The following is a 21,079-nucleotide window of genomic DNA, read 5'->3' as shown; positions in this document are numbered from 1 at the left end:
AAGCAACAGGTGCTGATAGCGGGCCGGTACCGGCTGGAGACCGTCATCGGGCGAGGCGCGATGGGAGAGGTCTGGCGGGCGTACGACGAGATGCTCGGCAGACCGGTGGCGGTCAAGCTCCTGCTCGCCCAGAACACCGATCCCACCGCCGCCGCCCGCTTCCGCCTGGAGGCCCAGACCGCGGGCCGGCTCAGGCACCCGCATGTGGTCGGCGTCGTCGACTTCGGCGAGCAGGAGGGCCGTCTGTTCCTGGTGATGGAGCTGGTCGAGGGCGACAGTCTGCACCGCGTGCTCGCCCAGGCGGGATACCTGCCGGCCGAGGACGTCGCCCGCATCGCCGCCCAGGCGGCCGCCGGGCTCGCCGTCGCGCACGAACAGGGCGTCGTGCACCGGGACATCAAGCCCGGCAACCTTCTTCTCGACGCCGTCGGATCCGTGAAGATCGGTGACTTCGGTATAGCCCGCTTCACGGACGACCCGGGTGGCGGGCTGACCGCGACCGGTCAGATCGTCGGGACCAGCCTGTACATCGCGCCCGAGCGCGCCCTGGGTCAACCCGCCGGACCGCCGTCCGACGTCTACTCGCTCGGCTGCGTGCTCTACCAACTCCTCACCGGACGGGTGCCGTTCAACGCCGACAGCGCCATCGCCGTCCTCCACCACCACCTCGACACGCCCCCCGTGCCGCCGCGAGAGCTGGGCATCGGACTGCCGCCCGCCTTCGAGAACTACCTGCTCGGTCTCCTCGCGAAGCGGCCCGAGGACCGTCCCACGGCGCGTCAGACGGCCGAATGGTTCGCCGCGGGCTCCTGGAGAGGGCGTCCCGAGCCCCTCCCGGCCGTCGCACCGCGCCCCGCGCCGGAGCCGCATGCAACCACCTTGGGGGCACGCGCGAGGACACGGCCCGACACGAACGTCCCCCCGGGCTCCGTGACCACCTACGCCTTCCCGTCCGCCGCCGGCACCGCTCCGGCCCACCGGACGCGACGTCGTCAGCGAACGGAAGTCCGCGCCTTCGGCGTGAACAGGTCGAGGACGGTGGGCGCGATCGCCGCCGTGGTGGTCTTCCTCGCGGCGGTGCTGGTCGGCATCGCGTGGTTCTCCCCCGACCGCAGCTCGGCGGATACACCACCGACTGACCTGCCGCACACCACGAGCCCGATCCGGGCCACGCCCTCGACCCTGACCCCTCCGCCGACGGGCGGCCAGCAGCCCGGAATCGGCGAAGACGACAGCTCGGACAAGCAACAGGACACCCCCAAGGGGAAACGCGAGCACAACGAGGTCGGCAAGGACTGATCCCGCGTCACAGCACCCGCCGAAATCCCGGCAACCGGCGCAGCCCGGAACGGGGCCCCGATGGCCGCTGCCCGCAGGCAGGTGAGGGCCGGCAAGGGCTACCACTGCACCCGCGAACCCGAACCCGTCGATGAAGACGGCCTATGAACCTGCGAACGCTGACATGATGCGCGCTCATGGGAACGAGAGACGACAGTGACGAGGCGTACGTGGTCGGCCTGTGCGACCAGGTGCTCGGCGAAACCGCGCTGACCCAGCACAAGTTCGACTGGCTGCAGGGCGACCCCGGGGTGGGCGGCCGACGTGTCAAACTGCCGGTCGACGCCTACTGGCCCGGCCATCAACTCGTCGTCGAGTACCGGGAACTCCAGCACGACCAGCCCACGCCCCACTTCGACAAGCCGGACAGGCTCACTGTCAGCGGCGTCCACCGGGGCGAGCAGCGGGCGCTGTACGACGCACGGCGTGATACGGAGATTCCCGCGCACGGACTGCGGCTGATCGTGATCCGGCCGGCCGACCTCGATGCGGACGGTCGCGGACGACTGCGCCGTAGCCAGGAGACGGACCTGGCCGCGCTGAGGAGGATCCTGGCACGCCGCAGCGACGAGGACCGGGTCACCGACGCCTTCCGTACCTGGCTTCTTGCGGAGGGCTGGACACCGGTTGATCCCACGGACCGCTGGACCGATCTCGAAGCCGTGCGTGGCGATGAGCGGCTGATCTGCGAGGCCAAGGGCCGCACCAGCGAGAAGGGAATCGACGCCGACATCGCCTACGGGCAATTGCTGCGGCGGATGACGAGCCAGGACCCCCACACGCGGTACGCGCTGGTGGTGCCGTCCTCGTCGGTCAAGGCCGCCGAACGCGTTCCGGCGCATGTTCGCACGCTGCTGCGCATCGACGTGTACGAGGTGACGGACGACAACGCGGTACGCCGACCGCCGGCATAGCGGGTTCCCGTCCCAGACCTTTGCGCCCCGGTGCAAGGCGGTCGGCCGCAGGACAGCCAGTTCGGTGGCGGCCGCCCGGAACCGGCGCCGTCCGGCGCCCCGGGGTCAGGATCCGAGCCGGTGTTCCGGCGGGGATGCCTGCGGATCACGACGCTTCCGGCCGAGGGTCGTCTCCGTCGTAGGCCGCCAGCGCAGCCTGGCGGCATTCCAGCAGGTCGCGGAGGACGGCGGGAGTCACGTGCTCCTGGGTGAGTGCCACCGTGGCCCTGGCCTCGACCGAGGCCCATGCGTGCCGGGCGCGCTTGTTGGCGCGGCGCCTGGTGTCGCTGCGCAGGAAGCCCGCTCCCGCCGCGAACCCCGCGGAGGCCAGCGCGGCGAAGGCAGCGGGCACGCGCGCGTCCGGCGAGGCCAGTCCCGCCGTTCCCGCCGTGCCGGCGAGCAGGGCCGCGGGGAACCCGAGGGCGATGTCCATCTTGGTCCAGAACTCGGCCCGGCGGTGGGCGAGTGCCCTCTGGTGTGTCGCCTCGTCTCTCAGTCGCTCGATCTCGGCACGCAGGCGGCGCTCGGGCTCGTCCGGACTCAGATGGGTGGTTCGGTCAGCGGGAGTGGCCATAAGGGCATTCCAACACGCCTGTGCCGAAAGGTATTTGGTGATTCCGAACAACCTTCTGGCATGACGGACCACCCATCACTGACAACCGGGGGACGTCGGCCGCATCCTCGCATCCAGAAGCCTCAGTGGCCGGCGGGTTTGTCGGGGAGTTCGGTGCGGTTGCCGCGGCAGGAGTAGACGATCTCCACCGAACCGCCGGGCAGGGCTCGTTCGCTCTGGAAGGTGAGCCCGGTGTCGGGAGCGAGCATGGGTGTCAGTCGCGTCCCGCCGCCGAACAGCATCGGCAGGACGACCAGTTCGAGGGTGTCGAGTGCGCCCAGGGCGTGGAACGTCCCGATCGTCCGCGGGCCCCCGACGAGGTGGACGTCGCCGCCCCGGTTGGCCGAGCGGAGTTTCGCCAGCAGCCGGACCGGGTCGCTGTCGGTGGTGACGTGGTCGGGGGTGCCGTCGGGACGGTGTGAGCCGAGCACGAACACGTCGAGGTCCGGCCACGGCCAGCGGTTGTTGGTCAGCGCGGGCTCGAAGGTGGTACGGCCCATCAGCGCCGCCTCGCAGCCTTCGAGGAACTCCCGGATGCCGTGGCTCTCACCGGAGACGAACGCGGGGTCGGCGGTCAGAGCGGGCCACCCGCTCGGTGTGGTCACGTAGCCATCGGCACTCGTGCTCATACGGGCGCGGATCTGCATGATTCCTCCCTGGGACGTCCGGCGGTGTTGATCACAGAGGCGCTGCCGGTCCGGATTCGCCTTCGCGGATCGCGCCTCCACCCAGGCGTCGAACGGGAGGCCCACCGATCGACACCGTGCTGAAGGCTGTTCCCTCTTCGACGACGGACGAGGCGGTGATCGGTTCGAGCAGCCCGTGCGGCCGGACCCGGCCTCCTCGACGCGGCTGGGCGTGAGGGGGCGCATACCGCGGGCGAACATGCCCGTGGGGAAAGAGGGAAGACGTGTCTCCTCGTACCGGCTCTCCTCGGAGCAGGAGGCGTTCGACCTGCTGCGCCGCGCCTCCCAGCGGTTCAACATCAAACTGCACACCCTCGCCGACACGGCCGTCCACCTGCCCGCCCCCCGGCCGGGCGCCTCCAGCTGGGTGCCGAGCCGACCGCGGCCGGCCGCTCCTCCGCTGCCCGCGCTGCGCACCGACGAGCGACGACTGGCCGACGACAGTGCCGTCCTCAAGACCGCCCTGTACCGCACCCTGCACATCACCGGCGCAGAGATGGGCAACGTGCAACTGGTGCAGAACGGCATGCTCCGCATGGAGCACCACACCGGGCTGAACGGACGCTTCACCGACTACTTCACCTTCGTCGACACCTCCACCACCTCCTGCGCGCAGGCCGCGGAGGAGAACCGGCAGGTCACCGTCGAGGACGTCGCCGCCTCCGGCACCTTCGACGAGGCCTCCCGGCAGACGATCCTGCAGACGGGCAGCCGTGCCTGCCACAGCGCACCTCTGCTCAGCCCCAGAGGCACCGTCATCGGCATGGTCTCCTCCCACCACGACCAGCCCCTTCACCGCCTCGCCCCCGCCCAGTCGGCAGCACTCGACGAGCTCGGCAGGCAGGTCGGCCGCTGGCTGATCTGGCACCGCAGCACCACCGTGATCTCCGCCCTCAACCACCTCCACACCACCGCCACCCACTGAGCCGTCCCCCCTCCGCACGGGAGCGCCGCGCGTGTCACAGTCCGGCCGCCTCGACGAGTGACGCCCGGTCGTCGTCGTCCAGGCCGAGGCCGGTCAGCAGTTCGTCGTCGGCCAGCAGACGCCGCACCCGGTCCGCGTCGGCGACGAACGCCGCTCGGCACAGGGCCCGCTCAGGGTGGTCCTCCTCAAGGCCGCCGATCGCCGGCTGCCGCGGATTGTCGGGGTCGGTCGGTGCGGACAGGGCGGCGGCCAGGAGCACGAGGTCGAACAACTCCTTCCGGCGCGGGACCGACCGATCGGCGGTCAGTCGCAGCAGGTACGGGACGACCGCCGGCATCGTGGCGCTGATGGACATCGGCCCTGACATCACGAACCAGCCGAGTGCTCGTTCGGCCATCTCGGCAGCGTCGGGATCGAGCAGCCCGCGCAGGACGACCGGGACGTCGACCGGGCAGCCGGGAAGGGACGACCACGCCACGTCCTCGCACCCCTCCAGTGCCGGATGCGAAGAAGCCTCCTGCCTCAGGTGCGGGTGGGCCGCCGTCAGAGCCGCTGCCGCCATCGCCGCTGAAGCCTGGTGATCCACCGTGCACACAGGCGCGTCTCCCATCCGCCCACCGGCGCCGTACCGCCGGACACCGACCACGCCGACGCCGACGCCGACGCCGACGCCGCGAGTCTATGCAGGCCACCGGCGCGGTCGGCGGTGGATCTGCGGGACGGGGGGCTGCGGGAATAGCCTGAAGAGGAGAGCGGTACCGGATGGAACGGGCCCTCCAGCGGCGTTCCCTTCGCCGAAGGGGAGGTAGAGCGATGCCCTGGAATCTGAACGGCACCTATCTGGAGAGTTGCAACTGCGACGTGGTCTGCCCCTGCACCACCTCGGGCCTCACCGCGCCGGCCGACCACGAGCGCTGCCAGGTGACCTTCGCCTTCCACGTGGACAGCGGGAACGTGGACGGCGTGGACGTCTCCGACCGCAGCGTCGCCCTCGTCGTCGACGCCCCCCGGGTGATGGCCGAGGGCGGCTGGCAGGTGGCGCTGTACCTCGACGCGTCGGCCGACGACAGCCAGGCGGACGCCCTGGGCAGGATCTTCTCCGGCGAGGCCGGCGGGCCGATGGCGGCGCTCGCACCGCTCATCGGCAAGGTCCTCGGCGTGGAGCGCGTTCCCATCGAATACCGCGACGACGGCCGCCGCCACACCGCGCGGGTGGGCGACGTCATCGACGTCGAGATCGAGGACCAGGTCGCCCCGCAGTTCGGCGAGGACGGTCCGGTGATGCGCCTGACCGGCATGTTCCACCCGGCGAACAGCACGCTGGCCATCGCCCGGTCCATCCGGTCGAGGGGCGGCGGCGTGTACGGCCGGTCGTGGGACTTCTCCGGTGGCAACGGGCACTCGGCGCCCTTCGCGTGGTCCGCGTGACCGGTCGGCCGGTCACCGTCCGCCGCGGGGTGGCCCCCGCCGGACTGCTCCTGGTCGCGGCGGCCGCCGCCTGGGTCTGGGTGGTGACGCGGTGGGGCGGCATGTCGGCGATGCCGGGCACGATGGGGCTGGGCCTCCCCGCCTTCCTGGCCGTGTGGACCCTGATGATGGCGGCGATGATGCTGCCCGGCACGGCGCCCGTCGCCGCGCTGTACGCACGCACCATCACCGTGCACCGGACACCGCGCATGATCGTTTTCACGGTCGCCTACCTGCTCGTCTGGGCCGCGGCCGGGCTGCTGGCGTACGGGCTGGTCACCGGCCTGGGCCGGGTGGCGAGCCTCCCCGCCGCGACGGGGACCGCGGTGGCCGCGGCCGTTTTCGTCGTCAGCGGCGTCTACCAGCTCACGCCCCTCAAGGACCTCTGTCTGGCGAAGTGCCGCTCGCCGGTCGGGCTGATGCTGCGCTACGCCTCGTATCCGGGGCGCTCCCGTGACCTGCGTGCCGGAACCCACCACGGGGCCTTCTGCCTGGGCTGCTGCTGGTCTCTGATGGTGCTGCTGGCGGCGTTCGGCGTGATGAACGTGTGGGCCATGGTGGTCCTGACCGGCGTGATCACCGCCGAGAAGCTGACTCCGGCCGGCCCCCTGGTGGCCCGTGCCGTGGGGATCACCTCGCTCGCGCTGGCCGTCGCCGTCTTCTGGTTCCCGGAGCTGGCTCCGGGGCTCACCGCCGGCGGTATGGCCGGGATGTGAGGACCGAGGAGCGCACGGCCTGTTCGTGACGGCCTCCCGCAGCGACAACACGACGGCACGGAAAGGTCCGTACCGGATGCGTCAAGGGTTGTAAAAACGGCCCGGCTCCGGGCCGTTCGAACGGTCGGAAACCGAATGCGGCGGGCGGCGTGGGCGCGACATCAGCGACGTAATCAGCAGCGTGTCGTCCGCAGGGCCGCAACCCGATTGATTTCGGCTTCAGTTGTTGACGGCGGGCAGGGACGGGTCTACAACCCGAGGGAGCGCTCTCACGTCTGCTGTTGCTCCATCCCCACGCACGCCGATCCGGCCTGAGGAGACTTCGCATGCAGAGTTCCGTCGGCGCACCCACCCGCAGACCACCGACCGTCGCCGTACGCCCACGCCTGGCTCTCGGCCTGGTCGTCGCCCTGATCACAGCCTTCTTCGCGGCCCTCGCCCCGTCGCCCGCGCACGCGGCCGACCAGTTGCTGTCCCAGGGCAGGCCCGCCACCGCCTCCTCGACCGAGAACGCGTCCTTCCCCGCGAGCGCGGCGGTCGACGGCAACACCGGCACCCGCTGGTCCTCTGCCTTCGCCGACCCCCAGTGGCTCCAGGTCGACCTCGGCTCCGTCCAGCAGCTCAGCAGCGTCACCCTGAACTGGGAGGCCGCCTACGCGACCGCCTTCCAGATCCAGACCTCCGCCGATGCCACCACCTGGACCACCGTCTACTCGACGACCACGGCCACCGGCGGGACCCAGAACCTCACCATCACCGGCAGCGGGCGCTACGTCCGCCTCTACGGCACCGCGCGGGGCACCCCGTACGGCTACTCCCTGTGGGAGTTCCAGGTCTACGGCCCCGGGTCCACCACCCCGCCGGACGACTTCTGGGGCAGCACCAGCGACATCCCCGCGGCGAACAACGCCGTCGAGGTGAAGATCCTCAACCGCACCAACGGCAAGTACCCCGACAGCCAGGTGTACTGGAGCTTCAACGGCCAGACGCACTCCATCGCCGAGCAGCCCTACCTGGACATGCCGGCCAACTCCGCGGGCCGCATGTACTTCTACCTGGGCTCGCCCACCAGCTCGTACTACGACTTCATCGAGTTCACGGTCGGGAACAACGTCTTCAACGGCAACACCACCCGGGTCGACGCCTTCGGCCTGAAGCTGGCCATGCGGCTGCACAGCAAGGACGGTTACGACACCGAGGTCGGCGAGAACCGGCAGACCTTCGCCGAGGACCGCGCCACCACGTTCCAGCGGTTCATCGACGCGGTGCCGTCCCAGTTCGACGTGCTGGCCCAGACCCAGGCCCCGTACCGGATCATCGCGCCCGGCAGCGACCCGAGCTTCCGCGCGGGCGGCGCCAACGCCACCTACTTCACCTCGTACGCCCAGTCGGTGGGAGTGAACGCGGCCACCTCCGACATCTTCGGCTGCGCGGCCTCCCTGGCGTCCGACCCGAACACATGCGCCGCCCTCAACCGGCACGTCGCGACCCTGCCGGCCTCCCAGCAGTCCGACCCGGCCCAGTTCTACACGGCGGCGCCGGCGAACTACTACGCCAAGTTCTGGCACGACAACGCCATCAACCACCTCGCCTACGGCTTCCCGTACGACGACGTGGCGGGCCAGTCCTCCTTCATCTCCCACGCCGACCCGCAGTGGCTCCTGGTGGCCGTCGGCTGGTAGCCGATCCGAGAAGGGCCATGGCCTGAGGCAACCGTCTCAGGCCATGGCCTGAACTCGGCGGCTTTGGCCAGAACCAGTACCGTTTCCCCCGCGTCGTACGGCATGTGTGCCGATGGCCTGACCTGTGGGGGGACCACATGAGCGCCGAGATCTACTTCAGCAACAACTACCGGGACCTGTGCGAGCGGAACGGGACCGGTGCCGGGTTCCAGTTCGAGTTCTCCTGCTCGCGGTGTTACGACACCTGGCGCTCGCCGTTCGAGCCGTACACCGGGGAGCGGGCCGCCACCTGGCTCCACAAGGGGGTCGACGTGGCCTGGGGGCTGCTCGGCCGTACCGGCACCGGGCTGACGTCGGCGGCCGACGGGCTGGCGGGGGCCGGCTACGGGCGCGCCCGCGACGAGGCGTTCCAGCGGGCGATCAACAACACGCAGGGGCACTTCAACCGCTGCGCGCGCTGCACCGACTACGTGTGCGGGCGCTGCTGGAACGCGGCCCAGGGCCTGTGTCTGCGGTGCGCTCCGGACACGGCGGCCGAGGCCATGGCGGCCCAGCAGCGCGGCCTCAACGACATGGCCTCGCAGCGGGCGTACGCGGCGGGGCAGCAGGCCGGGCAGGGCTACGACCCCACCACGCCCCGCCAGCTGGTCTGCCCGCAGTGCCGGACCGAGACGCACGGCGCCGCGTTCTGCTCGGGCTGCGGCTACCGACTGGCCCAGTCGCAGCAGTGTTCGTCCTGCTCCGCGGTCGTGCCGGACGGGGCGGCCTTCTGCCCGGGGTGCGGCTCACGCAGGTAGCGGGGCGGCGCCGGGGCAGCGGGTGAGCGGGGCCGTCGTCGTGCGCTGGAGCCAGCGGGCATCGATCTCGCGGCCGTCGGGGAGGGTGTGGCGTGGCGGTCCGTCGGCCGCCACGAAGCCGGCCTTCGCCAGGGCCCGGCCGCTCGCGGTGTTCGCCGGTTCGTGTCCCGCTCGCACGGTCCGCAGTCCCAGGTGGGCGTGGCCGAGGACCGCGGCGGCCCGGAACAGTTCCGTGCCGAGTCCCTGGCCGCGGGCCTCGGGCGCCAGCCATCCGCCGATCTCCCCGGTGCCGAGGTGCAGCATCGTGCAGCCGGCGTACCTGCCGTCGTCCAGGCGTACGCCGACCAGCAACTCCTCCTCGTCGGAGTGGGGTTCATAGGGCTGGGCCAGCAGGTTCCTGAGGAACCGGGACCTCCGTAGGGTCTCGGTGTCGCCGGGAAGCAGCCTGAGTATGCCTTCGCGGACGTCCGCGTCGGCGACGACGCGGTCGCCCCAGCCGAGCCATCGCTGGGCCTCGGGGTCCGAGGCGGCGGCCGCCGCGGCGGCGAGGTCCAGCGTGGTCTCCGGGGTGTAGAGCAGGAGGCGCTCCGTGCGCAGGGTGTGCCGCCGGTGCCAGCACGGGCCGGGCAGCGGCAGCCGGGGGGCCGTCCGCCTGCGGCGCAACCGTGACCAGACCATGCCGCTCCCCCTGAGTCCCTCGCGACCGAGGCGGAGTCTACTGCCGCCGACGCCACCACCCGGATACCGTGGCACCACTGGCCTGCATACCCTCCGGGGGTATATAAACGGATGGTCGCGATCGGCAGCGAAGGGCGGACACCATGCATGCGGTCGGGCACGCGCTCTCCATCGCCGGGTCGATGACCTGGGAGATCACCTGGGCGCTGATCCTCGGTTTCACGCTCTCCGCGGTGGTGCAGGCGGTGGTGCGCCGCGAGACGGTCGTACGGCTGCTCGGGGACGACCGGCCCCGTACGCTCGCGCTCTCCGCGGGGTTCGGCGCCGCCTCCTCGTCCTGTTCCTACGCCGCCGTCGCGCTCGCCCGCTCCCTGTTCCGCAAGGGCGCCGACTTCACCGCGGCCATGGCCTTCGAGATCGCCTCCACCAACCTCGTGATCGAACTGGGCGTGATCCTGGCCCTGCTGATGGGGTGGCAGTTCACGGCGGCGGAGTTCGTCGGCGGCCCGGTCATGATCGTCGTCCTCGCCGTGCTCTTCCGCGTCCTGCTGCGCGAGCGGCTGCTCCGCCAGGCACGGGAGCAGGCCGAGCGCGGGCTGGCGGGCTCGATGGAGGGGCACGCGGCGATGGACATGTCCGTGGGCGGCGAGGGCGGTTTCGTCCGCCGGCTGTTCTCCCGGGACGGGTTCACGTCCGTCTCCCACATCTTCGTCATGGAGTGGGCGGCGATCCTGCGCGACCTGGTGGCGGGGCTGCTGATCGCCGGGGCGATCGCCGCCTGGGTGCCGGACGACTTCTGGCAGAGCTTCTTCCTGGCCGGCCATCCGCTCGCGGCCAAGCTGACCGGGCCGCTGATCGGTCCGGTGGTGGCCATCGTGTCGTTCGTCTGCTCCATCGGCAACGTGCCGCTGGCCGTGGTGCTCTGGAAGGGCGGCATCAGTTTCGGCGGCGTCATCGCCTTCATCTACGCCGACCTGCTGATCCTGCCGATCCTCAACATCTACCGGAAGTACTACGGCGCCCGGACGGCCGCCTTCCTGCTCGGCACCTTCTACGCCTCGATGGTGGTGGCCGGCTATGTCGTGGAACTCGTCTTCGGGGGCCTCGGGCTGATCCCCGACCAGGCCGACGCGAAGATCCCCGACGAAGGGATCAGCTGGAACTACACCACGTACCTCAACATCGCCTTCCTGCTGCTGGCCGCCGCGCTGGTCGTACGGTTCCTGCGCACCGGCGGCCCGGCGATGCTGCGGATGATGGGCGGTTCGCCGGACGGCGCGGAGCAGGGTGAGCGGCAGGAGGGGCACGGCCACGCTCACCTGCACGGCGAGCACCCTGGGCGAGGCGACGCGGACTGAGCGGCCGGGGAAGGGGGGAGAACCTCCGGGCCGGGCCCATGCACCGGACATGCACCGCACATTCACCGTGGAGAAGGAGATCACGTGGACCGCAGCCGCGACCTCGCCGTCTCGCCCGCCGTGCGTGCCGTCTACGGGCCGCAGGACCTCAGCTCCGCACCGGCGTTCGCGGGCGGGTTCATCAACTTCGGGCACTGGGCCGGGATCCCGCTCGACCGTCCGCTGACCGCCGAGGACCGGGTCCGCAGCCAGCGCGACCTCTACCGTCACGTGCTCGGCGCCCTCGGCGGGGCGGACGCCCGTGCCGTCGAGGTCGGCTGCGGGCTGGGGGTCGGCGCCGCGCTCGCGCTGGAGGAGTTCGGTTTCGCCGCCGTGACCGGCCTGGACATCCACCCCGAGCAGGTGGAACGGGCCCGCCGGGCCAACGCCGACCTGCTCGCCCGGGCGCCGGGACGGCTCGGTTTCGCGCACGGGGCGGCGGAGCGGATGCCGTTCGAGGACGGCCGCTTCGACCGGCTGTACTCGGTGGAGGCCGCCCAGCACTTCCGCGACCTGACCGCGTTCGCCCGGGAGGCCGCCCGCGTACTGCGCCCCGGCGGCCGGCTGGCCGTCACCAGCTTCTTCCTGCCGGCCGGCGCCGAGGACGCGGGCGGGGAACTGGCCGCGCGGCTGGAGAGCTTCGCGTCCGGCCTGGACGTGGCCCACCCGCTGGGGTCCCTGCTCGACGCCCTCGGCAGCGCCGGCCTGACCGGCGTACGGGCCGAGTCGATCGGCGACCAGGTCTGGCCGGGCCTGGACCGATTCCTCGCCGGCATCGACCTGCCCGTGCAGTGGCCGCGCAACTTCCTGCCGGCCTATCGCGACGGCCTGCTGGACTACTACGTCGTCACGGCGGACCGCCCGCAGACCGAAGCCTGACCGGCGCGGCGGCCCCGCACAGGGCTGCGCCCGCTCGGGTGGCTCTGTGGTGCGTGCCGCGTGGCTGTCCGGCCGCGGCCGGGCCGACTTGATGATCATCGGTCCGTGACGACCTACGACGGCGCTCGCACCGCCGGCCACCCACGCCGCACGGCGCCCGCCGTCGCAGCCGCCTCCCTGCGCCAGGGCCTCGCCCGCACCCCCGCCCGCACCCTCGCCGCGGCCCTGATCCTGCTCTGCTGCTCCCTGCTGACCTGCCTGTCGGCCGCGCCCCCCGCAGCCGCGCTCCCCCACCCCCGAGCCGTCCCACGCCCCACGACGGATGCCGAAGCCCGCACGGACGCGTACCTGGCATCGCTGCGGACGGCAGCCCCGGACCGCCCCCGGGCCCTGCGCAGGTTCTTCCTGAAGCTGCCCAAGGGCGGCGACCTGCACAACCACCTCTTCGGGGCGGTCAGGACCGAGTACCTGATCGCGCTCGCCGGCGAGGACGGGCTGTGCATCGGGACGGCGACGCTGACCGCCGTCGTACCGCCCTGCGGTCCCGGCACCCGGCCGGCCGCCGACGCCCGCGGCGACCGTGACTTCCGCGAGGCGATCCTGCGGGCCTGGTCCATGTACGGCTTCCCGCCGGACCGGAGCGGCCACGACCACTTCTTCGCCACGTTCGACAAGTTCGGGCTGGTACCCGCGCTGCACCCGGGCAGGGTGCTCGCCGAGGTCGCCGACTCGGTGGCGGCGCAGCACCAGTTCTATCTGGAGACCATGGTCAACCCGGCCTCCGACCGCGCCGAGCAGCTGGCCGACGAGGTCGGCTGGGACCCCGACCTCCCCGAGTTGTACGCGAGGCTCGTGGCGGGCGGCCGGCTCGACGAGGTGGTCGCCGAGGCGCGCCGGGCGACGGACGACACCGAGGCAGAGTTCCGGGCCGCCGGCCGCTGCGGCACCGACCGGCCCCGCCCCGGCTGCCGGCTCGCCGTGCGCTACGTCTACCAGGCCTTCCGCGGCGAGTCCCACGAGCGCGTCTTCACCGAGCTGGCCCTCGGCATGCGGCTCGCCGAGACCGACCCCCGCTTCCTCGCCGTCAACCTCGTCCAGCCCGAGGACGGGCCCGTCGCGCTGGCCGACTACACCGTGCAGATGCGCATGGTGAGGTTCCTGCACTCGGTCTACCCGAGGGCCCATGTCACCCTGCACGCGGGCGAGTTGCGGCCCGGCCTGGTCGACCCCGAGGACCTGCGGTTCCACATCCGGGAGGCCGTGGACATCGCCGGCGCGGAGCGCGTCGGCCACGGCGTCGACCTCCGTCACGAGGACGACTGGCAGCGGACGGCCCGCACGATGGCCGCCCGGCAGACCGCCGTCGAGGTGCCCTTCACCAGCAACGCGCAGGTCCTCGGCGTGCGCGGCGCCGCGCACCCCTTCGACACCTACCGGGCGTACGGGGTACCGGTCGTCCTGGCCACCGACGACCCGGGTGTCTCTCGCACCGACATCAGCCGCGAGTACCAGTACGCCGCCGAGACCTACGGCCTCACGTACCCGGAGCTCAAGGATCTGGCCCGGGCCTCGCTGCAGTACGCCTTCCTCCCCGGCGGCAGCCTGTGGCAGGGCAACCCCACCCGTGACGGCTACCGTCCGGTCGCCGCCTGCGCCGGGCAGCTCCCCGGCAGCGGGCGTGCGCCGGGCGCGGAGTGCCGGGCGCTGCTCGACGCTAGCGCGAAGGCCGCGGTGCAGTGGCGTGAGGAGGCCGCGTCGGTGTCGTTCGAGCGGACCGCCGCGAGGGCCGGCGCACGGCCGTGAGCGGAGTGCCGCGATACGCCGTGTGTCGGCTGCGGCGCCGTCGTGGCCGGTCGCGCCCACGCGGCGGAGCCGCACATCGAAACAGCCCCGCGCCCCTGACGGGGCGCTGCCGAACCGCAGCGGATTTCGCCGGACCCGCTCAGAGGGGTTTTGCTCCGGTCATCTGGCCGTTGACCCGCGGCGGCGGGACGCGGTCGACACGGTCGTCCCGTCCGCCACCTAGCGAGTGGTGGACGGCACGGCGGAGGGCACCGGGTGCGGGACGGTGGAGGTAGGAGCGGCGGTGGGGCTGGAATGCTGTGCGGGTGGTACCGGGCGGGGGCGGTCCGGGGTGTTGGCGGACAGCACGAGGATGACGGCGGCTGCGGCCGCCGCTGTGGCGGCGACGGCGATGGACAGCACCCGCCGAATCCGTCGTGTGCCCCAGGTACTTCCGGCGGGCGGGCGGGCCGGTGACAGGTCGTGGGCACTGATGAGCTGCCCACGCGCTTCCAGCGCAGCGCGCAGCCGCTCCTCGAGCGGCGCCCGATTGCTCATCGGTCCACCTCCAAAAGCTTCTCCAGAGTGGCGAGCGCGCGGCTCGCGGTCGACTTGACGGTGCCACGGGACACCCCGAGGGTCTCGGCGATCTGTGCCTCGGTCAGGTCGGACCAGTAACGCAGGACCAGCACCTCGCGCTGGCGCGCGGTGAGTTGGGCCAGCGCGTCGAAGACCTGCCGGTGCTCCTCGGCGAGCAACAACAGCTCGTCGACCGGCACCCCCGGGCCCTGGTACGGCGGGGTGTACGCGCGCGCGGTGCGCCGCCGACGCAGCACCGAGCGGGCGGCGTTGACCACCGCGGTGTGGAGGTAGGCATGCGCGTCCTGGAGGTCGTCCAGCCGTTCGCCGTGCCGACGGCAGACGGCGGCGAAGGCATCCTGGACGACGTCCTCGGCGGAGTGCAGGTCGTCCACCAGGAAGGCCGCCAGGCGCACCATGTCGAGCCGCCGGGTCCGGTACAGATCGGCGAGTGTGGGGGCATCCTTCTCGCCGTCCCGGTCCGCCACCGAACGCAGGTGCCGGAATCGTCGGCCGGGGTGCGGCGCGCCCGACGCCGGAGAGGGGGTGGTCCGGGCACGGCGCATGAGCCGGGCCCACCAGGGCAGGGCAAGGGTGAGCTGCATCGTCCTCGTTCACATCAGGGGTACGGCGGGGCCGGCTCCGGTCCGGCCCCGCCACACCGATGGTCGGCGGCTCAGCGGCCGGTGTTACCTCGGGTAGGGCTTGCCGTTCTCGTCACCCGGTACCGGAGTCGGCTCGGTGTCGCCGGAGGTGTGCTTCCCCGAGGTGGACGGCACGGGCTTCGGGTAGGGCTTGCCGTTCTCGTCACCCGGTACCGGAGTCGGCTCGGTGTCGCCGGAGGTGTGCTTCCCCTGAGTGGACGGCACGGGCTTCGGGTAGGGCTTGCCGTTCTCGTCACCCGGTACCGGAGTCGGCTCGGTGTCGCCGGAGGTGTGCTTCCCCGGAGTGGACGGCACGGGCTTCGGGTCGGCCGGTGCCGACGTGCCCGACTCGGTCGCGCGGGCGTGGCCGGCGGTGGCCGCCTGGGCGGCGATGCCGCCGCCCACTACCAGGGCGAGACCGGCAGCCGACCCCAGCACCCAGGTGCGCAGGGAACGGTTCGACTTCTTGGCGCGGGTATGCCGCATAGGAAACGACTCCAAAGAGTTCAGGGACAACGCTGACAGGTCGGACAGCGCCGGGACCGAAATCCCGTCCCGGAAACCGTCTTTCACCCCACCAGACGTGCGGCCCCACCCGAGGTTGTCGTGATCCGCGAAAAAGATCCGCGGTCTTCGTGAGGGCAGCCGACGGACGTCCCCACGTGGACGGCGGTGCTGCCCTGGACGGGGCCGCGCCGGGCCGGGCCCGAGCTCAGCGCAGACGCCTTCACGACCGCCCCGGCGCCGACGACCCGTCAGGTGCCCACCAGCAGCGATGCGGACTTGGCGCCGGTTTTCGTTCCGGTGTTCCCAGCGGGGCCGAACACCGCCGGGACGCTCCCGAGCCGGACTGCCCGTGCCGCTGTCCCCACCGCCCGAAACCGCTCGCGGTGGGCAGCCGGCTCGCTCTTCTCGTCCAAAAACCCACTCCGGCACGATGTGGGACGACGTCTTAGTCTGCACGGGTGACCGACACCCCCGAGCTCACCCTGCTGCCCCGAGTCGCCTGCCGGGGCAGGGAGATCACCGCGCCGCGGCTGCGCGGGCTGCTGGCGCTGCTCGCCGCGGACCTGCGCACCGGTTGCAGCACCGGGCGGCTGGTGGAGGGGCTGTGGCCGGACGAGCTGCCCGAGCGGCCGGGCAAGGCGGTGCAGATCCTGGTGTCCCGGCTCAGGTCGCAGCTGGGTGCCGAGCTGGTCGTGAGCACGCCGACCGGGTACCGGCTGGGGCTGGACGAGACGCAGGTCGACGCTTCCGCGCTCCTCGTGCACGAGGCGGCGAGCGCCGAGCGGGCGCGGGCGGGGGATCACGAGGGTGCCCTGGCGCGGGCCGAGGCGGGGCTGGCGCTGTGGGACGGGAGCGTGGGCGCCGGGGCGGACGAGGAGCTGCACGACCCGGTGGCGGCGCTGCGGGCCGAGCGGCTGCGGGCGTACCGGGCGCTGGTGCGCTCCCACGCCCTCGCGCTCGCCCGGCTGGGCCGGCGGGCCGAGGCCACCGCGCCGCTCGCCGAGCTGAACCGGGAGCTGCCCCGGGACGAGGAAGTCCTGGCGGAGCTGCTGCGCTGCGAGGCCGCCGGCGCGGGGCGGGCCGCGGCGCTGACCCGGTACGACGGCTACCGGCGCCGGCTCCGGGACGAGCTGGGCAGTGATCCGGGGGCCCGGCTCAGGGCCGTGCACCAGGAGTTGCTGAGCGCGGACGCGGCGCCGGTCCGGCACGGGGTGCCGCACGAGCCGAACCCGCTGCTGGGCCGGGACACCGACGTCGCCGCCGTGACCGGGCTGCTGCGCGGCGCCCGGGTGGTCACCGTCGTCGGCCCCGGCGGGCTCGGCAAGACCCGGCTCTCGCACGCGGTGAGCCGGGCGGCCGAACAGCCCGTCGTCCACTTCGTCGCCCTGGCCGGTGTCACCGACGAGGACGTGGCCGACGAGGTCGCCTCGGCCGTCGGCGGCGGGGAGGGCCGCCAGCTCCCGGGCGGCGGCAAGGACGCGGTGAGCGGGATCGTCGCCGCGCTGGGTCCGGGTCCTGCGCTGCTGGTCCTCGACAACTGCGAGCACGTGATCGCCGGCGCGTCCGCTCTCGTCCAGACACTGGTGTCGCGGTCGAAGGAGCTGCGGGTCCTGGCCACCAGCCGGGCCCCGCTCGGGCTGACCTCGGAGTCCGTGTACGCCCTGCCGGAGCTGTCCCTGGCGACCTCCGTCTTGCTCTTCGGGCAGCGGGCGCGGGCCGCCCGGCCCGGCGTGGAGCTGCCCGCGGACCGGGTCGCCGAGATCTGCCGGCACCTGGACGGGCTGCCGCTGGCCGTGGAGCTGGCCGCGGCCCGGGTGCGGGTGCTCTCCGTGGCCGACATCGCGCACCGGCTGCGGGACCGTTTCGCGCTGCTGCGCGGTGGCGCCCGGGACGCCCCCGAACGGCACCGCACGCTGCGGGCCGTGGTCGAGTGGAGCTGGAACCTGCTGGAGCCGGAGGGGCGGGCGGCCCTGCGCGCGCTGTCGGTGTTCCCGGGGGGCTTCGCCGCGGACGCGGCGGAGTACGTGCTCGGCGAGACCGAAGGTGACGGCCGGGACGCGATGGAGCTGCTGGAGGCGCTGGCCGGTCAGTCCCTCGTCAAGGTGGGCGAGAGCGACGCCGGGGTGCGTTTCCACATGCTGGAGACGCTGCGGGAGTTCGGTGGCGCCCGGCGGGCGGAGGCGGGCGAGGACGAGGCCGTGACGGTCCGGTTCCTCGCCTGGGCCCGGGACTTCGGCCGGGCCCACCACGCCGGGATGTACGGCACCGACGCGCCGGCCTCCTTCGACCGCGTCCGTGCCGAGCAGGACAACCTGGTCCTCGCGCTGCGGCACGCCCTGGCCCGCGCCGACGGTCCGGCCACCGCCGCCGTCACCGCCGTACTGGCCTCCCTGTGGTCCGTCGGCAACAGCTACACCCGGTTCGTCACCCTCGCCGCCGAGACCGGCGGCCCGCTGTCCCACTTCCGCCCGGGACCGGAGCACCCCGAGGACGCGGAGACGGCCCGGAGCGCGGCGGCGGTGTGCGCGGCCGGCCTCTTCATGGGCTACGGCCCGCACGCCGTACGCCAGCTCGTCACGCTGCGCCGCCTGCCGCCCGCCCCGGCGGACACCGTGCCGCGGGCGCTGGCCGCCGTGCTGTGCGCGGTCCCGGACATGCGCCCGCCGGAGTACGCGCGGCTGGAGGAGCTGTGCGAGGCCGGCGAGCCGCTGCTGGCGGGCCTCGCGGCGGGCGTCGCCAGCTACCTGTGGGAGTCCGCGTACGAGACGGAACGCGCGCTGCGGTACGCGCGCCGGATGCTCGCCGCGGTGGGGCCGCTCGGCAATCCGATCACGACGCTGCTCAGCCACGGGCGGATCGGCGAGCTGTGCCTCAAGACGGAGCGCGGCGCGGAGGCGTACGACCATCTCCGGGCCGCCGACGCGCTCGGCGAGGCCGGTACCTGGTCGGACGCGATCGGCGTCCGCTACGGGCTGGTCTCCGCCTGTCTGCAGCGCGGCGAGATCGAGGAGGCGGAGTACTGGCTGGGCCGCGCCGCCCCGGACCGGCAGCCGGACCCCGCCCAGGCCTTCAGCCCCGAACTGCTGCAGGCCCGGGCGGAGATAGCGCTGGCCCGGGGGCTGACCGAGGTCGGCCTCGGCCTGTGGCGGCAGGCGGCGGCCGGGATCCGGGAGGCCGGTGCGCTGGCCCCGGACGACCCCTTCCTGGACTCGTGGTCGCTCCAGGTGCAGGCGGCCGCGCTCGCCGCGCACGCGCAGCACGGCCGGCTGGAGCCGGTGGCGGAGCTCGCCGGGCAGCTGCGGGAACGGCTGCTCGGGATGCTGTCCGGCGACGCCTCCGGCGCCGGGGACCTGCTGGAACTGCCGGTCTACGGCTCGGTGCTGCTCGCGCTCGGCCACGCCGGGCTGGCCCGCGGCGACACGGCGGCGGTACGGCTGCTGGCGCTGGCGGAGGTGCTGCCGGTGATGCGGGACCTGCCCACGCTCTCCTCGGCCCGGTCCCGGGAGGCGGCCGAGAACGCGGACCGGGCCGCGTACGCCGACGCGAGGTCGGGGTACGCGGCCCTGGGGCGGGATCAGCTGCGGGCGGCGGCCCGGCAGGCGCTGCACGAGGTCACTGCCGGGGCTCACGGCTGAACCGGGCCTTGGACCACAGGTAGCCGAGCACGGTCAGCCCGAGGCCCCAGCCGAGGGCCAGCAGCGCGTTCTTCGTGCCGATCTCGCTGCCCAGCAGCAGACCGCGCAGGGTCTCGATGAAGGGCGAGAACGGCTGGTACTCGGCGAACCAGCGGAACCAGCCCGGCATGGCGTCCACGGGCACGAACGCGCTGGACAGGAACGGCAGCATCACCAGCGGCGTCCCGATGTTGCTGGCGCCTTCGGGGTTGGGGCTGATCAGACCGATGCCGACCGCGAGCCAGGTGAGCGCGAGGCTGACCAGGGCCAGCAGCCCGGCCGCCGCGAGCCACTCCACCGGCGACGCGTCGGACCGGAACCCGATGGCGAATCCGATGCCCAGGACCACGACCAGGGCCATCATCGTCTGGATCACGCTGCCGACCACGTGTCCGATCAGCACCGAGGCGCGGGAGATCGCCATGGTGCGGAAGCGGGCCATGATGCCCTCGGTCATGTCGGTGCACACGGCCACCGCGGTGCCGAGCGAGGTCATGGCCACGGTCAGGAAGAGGATGCCGGGGACGAGGTAGGCGACGTACTCGGACCGGTCGGCGTGGCCGCCGGTGATGCCGGCGCTCATCACGTTGCCGAAGACGTAGACGAACAGGAGCAGCAGGATGACCGGGGTGAGCAGGAGGTTCAGGGTGAGGGAGGGGTAGCGGCGGGCGTGCAGGAGGTTGCGCCGCAGCATGGTGAGGTTGTCGCGGAACGCGTAGCCGGCGGTGCTCATCGGACGGTCTCCTTCTTGTCGGTGTCGGCGGTGCTGTCGTTGCCGGTGGTGGCGGTCAGGGCGAAGAAGACGTCGTCCAGGTCGGGGGTGTGCACGGAGAGCTCGTCGGCCTCGATGCCGGCGGCGTCGAGCCAGTCGAGGATGGCGCGCAGCTCGCGCTGGGTGCCGCCGCTGGGGATCTGCAGGGCGAGGGCCTCGTCGTCCCGGGTGGTCTCGCGCAGTTCGGTCGCCGCCCGCTCGTAGGCCGCCGGGTCGGAGAACCGCAGCCGTACGTGACCGCCGGGCACCAGTCGCTTCAGCTCCTCGGCGCTGCCCTCGGCGACGAGCCGGCCGCCGTCGAGGACCGCGATGCGGTCGGCGAGCTGGTCGGCCTCGTCCAGGTACTGGGTGGTGAGGAAGACGGTGGTGCCGCCGGAGACCAGCTCGCGGATGATCTGCCACATGGTGTGGCGGGAGCGCGGGTCGAGTCCGGTGGTCGGCTCGTCGAGGAAGATGATCCGCGGGCGGCCGACCAGGGTCATGGCGATGTCGAGCCGGCGCTTCATGCCGCCGGAGTAGGTGGAGGCGGGCTTCTTCGCGGCCTCGATGAGGTCGAAGCGCTCCAGCAGGTCGGCGGTGACCTGCCGTCCCTCCCGCTTGGAGAGGTGGTGCAGGTCGGCCATGAGGAGCATGTTCTCCTCGCCGGTGATCAGTCCGTCCACGGCGGAGAACTGGCCGGTGACCCCGATGGCGGCCCGTACCTTCTGGGCCTGGGCGGTCAGGTCGTGCCCGGCGATCCGGGCGGTGCCGCCGTCGGCGGAGATCAGGGTGGACAGGATGTTGACCGCCGTGGTCTTGCCCGCGCCGTTCGGCCCGAGGAGCGAGAAGACCGTGCCGGCCGGCACCCGGATGTCGATGCCGTCGAGGACGGTCTTGTCCCCGTAGGCCTTGCGCAGCCCGGTGGCCGCGATGGCGAGTTCGCGTCCGTGCTCGTGTTCGTTCGTCGTCATGCCGCAGAGCGTGCGGCCGCGGCGGTTCAGCCTGGCTTCA

The 21,079-nt window shown here is 72.6% G+C and carries 20 protein-coding genes; 11 read left to right on the top strand and 9 right to left on the bottom strand.

The annotated features are described in order from the left end of the window. Nucleotides 1-9 precede the first annotated feature (9 nt). Together ABT137_RS27960 and ABT137_RS27955 are read left to right on the top strand one after the other, a co-directional pair. Complete coding sequence (locus tag ABT137_RS27960) at nucleotides 10-1,299, top strand: serine/threonine-protein kinase (protein ID WP_351713636.1); 1,290 nt, start codon at nucleotides 10-12, stop codon at nucleotides 1,297-1,299. A 176-nt stretch (nucleotides 1,300-1,475) separates the two neighbouring features. Continuing rightward, entirely contained in the window at nucleotides 1,476-2,252 is a 777-nt protein-coding gene (locus tag ABT137_RS27955; RefSeq protein WP_351713598.1) for a hypothetical protein, read from the top strand. A 145-nt stretch (nucleotides 2,253-2,397) separates the two neighbouring features. Here ABT137_RS27955 and ABT137_RS27950 read toward each other — a convergent pair whose 3' ends face one another. Continuing rightward, entirely contained in the window at nucleotides 2,398-2,865 is a 468-nt protein-coding gene (locus ABT137_RS27950) for a hypothetical protein (protein ID WP_351713596.1), read from the bottom strand. Between the two features lie 122 nt (nucleotides 2,866-2,987). Further along, a complete protein-coding gene (locus tag ABT137_RS27945; RefSeq protein ID WP_351713594.1) occupies nucleotides 2,988-3,551 on the bottom strand; it encodes a dihydrofolate reductase family protein in 564 nt (187 codons plus the stop codon). Nucleotides 3,552-3,789: 238 nt separating this feature from the next. Here ABT137_RS27945 and ABT137_RS27940 point away from each other — a divergent pair, with 238 nt between their 5' ends. Further along, complete coding sequence (locus ABT137_RS27940; protein WP_351713592.1) at nucleotides 3,790-4,515, top strand: ANTAR domain-containing protein; 726 nt, start codon at nucleotides 3,790-3,792, stop codon at nucleotides 4,513-4,515. A 34-nt stretch (nucleotides 4,516-4,549) separates the two neighbouring features. On the opposite strand, the gene ABT137_RS27935 is transcribed toward ABT137_RS27940, so the two are convergent. Further along, complete coding sequence (locus tag ABT137_RS27935; protein WP_351713590.1) at nucleotides 4,550-4,993, bottom strand: hypothetical protein; 444 nt, start codon at nucleotides 4,991-4,993, stop codon at nucleotides 4,550-4,552. Nucleotides 4,994-5,328: 335 nt separating this feature from the next. On the opposite strand from ABT137_RS27935, the gene ABT137_RS27930 reads away from it, so the two are divergent. From ABT137_RS27930 to ABT137_RS27915, 4 genes are all read left to right on the top strand, one after another. Then, a complete protein-coding gene (locus ABT137_RS27930; RefSeq protein ID WP_351713588.1) occupies nucleotides 5,329-5,943 on the top strand; it encodes a DUF1326 domain-containing protein in 615 nt (204 codons plus the stop codon). Further along, nucleotides 5,940-6,698 carry a DUF2182 domain-containing protein gene (locus tag ABT137_RS27925; protein ID WP_351713586.1) on the top strand — a complete coding sequence of 253 codons (759 nt, stop codon included), beginning with the start codon at nucleotides 5,940-5,942 and terminating at the stop codon, nucleotides 6,696-6,698. Before ABT137_RS27930 ends, ABT137_RS27925 begins: the two co-directional genes overlap by 4 nt. A 326-nt stretch (nucleotides 6,699-7,024) precedes the next feature. Further along, nucleotides 7,025-8,380 (top strand): beta-1,3-glucanase family protein, encoded by a 1,356-nt coding sequence (locus ABT137_RS27920; RefSeq protein WP_351713584.1) that lies wholly within the window; start codon nucleotides 7,025-7,027, stop codon nucleotides 8,378-8,380. Between the two features lie 137 nt (nucleotides 8,381-8,517). Continuing rightward, nucleotides 8,518-9,177 (top strand): zinc ribbon domain-containing protein, encoded by a 660-nt coding sequence (locus ABT137_RS27915; RefSeq protein WP_351713582.1) that lies wholly within the window; start codon nucleotides 8,518-8,520, stop codon nucleotides 9,175-9,177. Here the strand turns inward: ABT137_RS27915 and ABT137_RS27910 are convergent. Continuing rightward, nucleotides 9,166-9,855 (bottom strand): GNAT family N-acetyltransferase, encoded by a 690-nt coding sequence (locus ABT137_RS27910; RefSeq protein WP_351713580.1) that lies wholly within the window; start codon nucleotides 9,853-9,855, stop codon nucleotides 9,166-9,168. The genes ABT137_RS27915 and ABT137_RS27910 overlap by 12 nt on opposite strands. Before the next feature lie 143 nt (nucleotides 9,856-9,998). Here ABT137_RS27910 and ABT137_RS27905 point away from each other — a divergent pair, with 143 nt between their 5' ends. From ABT137_RS27905 to ABT137_RS27895, 3 genes are all read left to right on the top strand, one after another. After that, nucleotides 9,999-11,213: a permease gene (locus ABT137_RS27905; protein ID WP_351713578.1), complete on the top strand. Its 1,215-nt coding sequence runs from the start codon at nucleotides 9,999-10,001 to the stop codon at nucleotides 11,211-11,213. An 84-nt stretch (nucleotides 11,214-11,297) separates the two neighbouring features. Further along, entirely contained in the window at nucleotides 11,298-12,131 is an 834-nt protein-coding gene (locus ABT137_RS27900) for a class I SAM-dependent methyltransferase (RefSeq protein ID WP_351713576.1), read from the top strand. A gap of 231 nt (nucleotides 12,132-12,362) precedes the next feature. Beyond that, nucleotides 12,363-13,934, top strand: coding sequence for an adenosine deaminase family protein (locus tag ABT137_RS27895; RefSeq protein WP_502984588.1), 1,572 nt, complete (start codon nucleotides 12,363-12,365; stop codon nucleotides 13,932-13,934). A gap of 219 nt (nucleotides 13,935-14,153) precedes the next feature. Here the strand turns inward: ABT137_RS27895 and ABT137_RS27890 are convergent, their stop codons facing one another. From ABT137_RS27890 to ABT137_RS27880, 3 genes are all read right to left on the bottom strand, one after another. Further along, nucleotides 14,154-14,471 carry a hypothetical protein gene (locus tag ABT137_RS27890; protein WP_351713575.1) on the bottom strand — a complete coding sequence of 106 codons (318 nt, stop codon included), beginning with the start codon at nucleotides 14,469-14,471 and terminating at the stop codon, nucleotides 14,154-14,156. Continuing rightward, complete coding sequence (locus ABT137_RS27885; RefSeq protein ID WP_351713574.1) at nucleotides 14,468-15,097, bottom strand: SigE family RNA polymerase sigma factor; 630 nt, start codon at nucleotides 15,095-15,097, stop codon at nucleotides 14,468-14,470. The genes ABT137_RS27890 and ABT137_RS27885 overlap by 4 nt, the downstream gene beginning before the upstream one ends. An 84-nt stretch (nucleotides 15,098-15,181) precedes the next feature. Beyond that, entirely contained in the window at nucleotides 15,182-15,622 is a 441-nt protein-coding gene (locus ABT137_RS27880; RefSeq protein ID WP_351713572.1) for a hypothetical protein, read from the bottom strand. Between the two features lie 479 nt (nucleotides 15,623-16,101). Here ABT137_RS27880 and ABT137_RS27875 point away from each other — a divergent pair, with 479 nt between their 5' ends. After that, a complete protein-coding gene (locus ABT137_RS27875) occupies nucleotides 16,102-19,278 on the top strand; it encodes an ATP-binding protein (RefSeq protein WP_351713569.1) in 3,177 nt (1,058 codons plus the stop codon). On the opposite strand, the gene ABT137_RS27870 is transcribed toward ABT137_RS27875, so the two are convergent. Together ABT137_RS27870 and ABT137_RS27865 are read right to left on the bottom strand one after the other, a co-directional pair. After that, nucleotides 19,256-20,050, bottom strand: coding sequence for an ABC transporter permease (locus ABT137_RS27870; RefSeq protein ID WP_351713567.1), 795 nt, complete (start codon nucleotides 20,048-20,050; stop codon nucleotides 19,256-19,258). The two genes, ABT137_RS27875 and ABT137_RS27870, sit on opposite strands and share 23 nt — an antisense overlap. Next, on the bottom strand, nucleotides 20,047-21,039 hold the full coding sequence (locus tag ABT137_RS27865; protein ID WP_351713565.1) for an ATP-binding cassette domain-containing protein: 993 nt from the start codon (nucleotides 21,037-21,039) through the stop codon (nucleotides 20,047-20,049). The genes ABT137_RS27870 and ABT137_RS27865 overlap by 4 nt, the downstream gene beginning before the upstream one ends. Between the last annotated feature and the right edge of the window lie 40 nt (nucleotides 21,040-21,079).

It is taken from the genome of Streptomyces sp. NPDC001980 (genome assembly GCF_040296885.1).
Classification (GTDB): domain Bacteria; phylum Actinomycetota; class Actinomycetes; order Streptomycetales; family Streptomycetaceae; genus Streptomyces.
This window is presented reverse-complemented; position numbering and strand designations above follow the sequence as displayed.

Bases quoted from the DNA above. Each gene is read 5' to 3' on its own strand.
- ABT137_RS27885 (WP_351713574.1), bottom strand. From the start codon at position 15,097: ATGCAGCTCACCCTTGCCCTGCCCTGGTGGGCCCGGCTCATGCGCCGT.
- ABT137_RS27920 (WP_351713584.1), top strand. From the start codon at position 7,025: ATGCAGAGTTCCGTCGGCGCACCCACCCGCAGACCACCGACCGTCGCC.
- ABT137_RS27915 (WP_351713582.1), top strand. From the start codon at position 8,518: ATGAGCGCCGAGATCTACTTCAGCAACAACTACCGGGACCTGTGCGAG.
- ABT137_RS27905 (WP_351713578.1), top strand. From the start codon at position 9,999: ATGCATGCGGTCGGGCACGCGCTCTCCATCGCCGGGTCGATGACCTGG.
- ABT137_RS27910 (WP_351713580.1), bottom strand. From the start codon at position 9,855: ATGGTCTGGTCACGGTTGCGCCGCAGGCGGACGGCCCCCCGGCTGCCG.
- ABT137_RS27940 (WP_351713592.1), top strand. From the start codon at position 3,790: ATGCCCGTGGGGAAAGAGGGAAGACGTGTCTCCTCGTACCGGCTCTCC.
- ABT137_RS27890 (WP_351713575.1), bottom strand. From the start codon at position 14,471: ATGAGCAATCGGGCGCCGCTCGAGGAGCGGCTGCGCGCTGCGCTGGAA.
- ABT137_RS27950 (WP_351713596.1), bottom strand. From the start codon at position 2,865: ATGGCCACTCCCGCTGACCGAACCACCCATCTGAGTCCGGACGAGCCC.
- ABT137_RS27880 (WP_351713572.1), bottom strand. From the start codon at position 15,622: ATGCGGCATACCCGCGCCAAGAAGTCGAACCGTTCCCTGCGCACCTGG.
- ABT137_RS27870 (WP_351713567.1), bottom strand. From the start codon at position 20,050: ATGAGCACCGCCGGCTACGCGTTCCGCGACAACCTCACCATGCTGCGG.
- ABT137_RS27955 (WP_351713598.1), top strand. From the start codon at position 1,476: ATGGGAACGAGAGACGACAGTGACGAGGCGTACGTGGTCGGCCTGTGC.
- ABT137_RS27945 (WP_351713594.1), bottom strand. From the start codon at position 3,551: ATGCAGATCCGCGCCCGTATGAGCACGAGTGCCGATGGCTACGTGACC.
- ABT137_RS27865 (WP_351713565.1), bottom strand. From the start codon at position 21,039: ATGACGACGAACGAACACGAGCACGGACGCGAACTCGCCATCGCGGCC.
- ABT137_RS27930 (WP_351713588.1), top strand. From the start codon at position 5,329: ATGCCCTGGAATCTGAACGGCACCTATCTGGAGAGTTGCAACTGCGAC.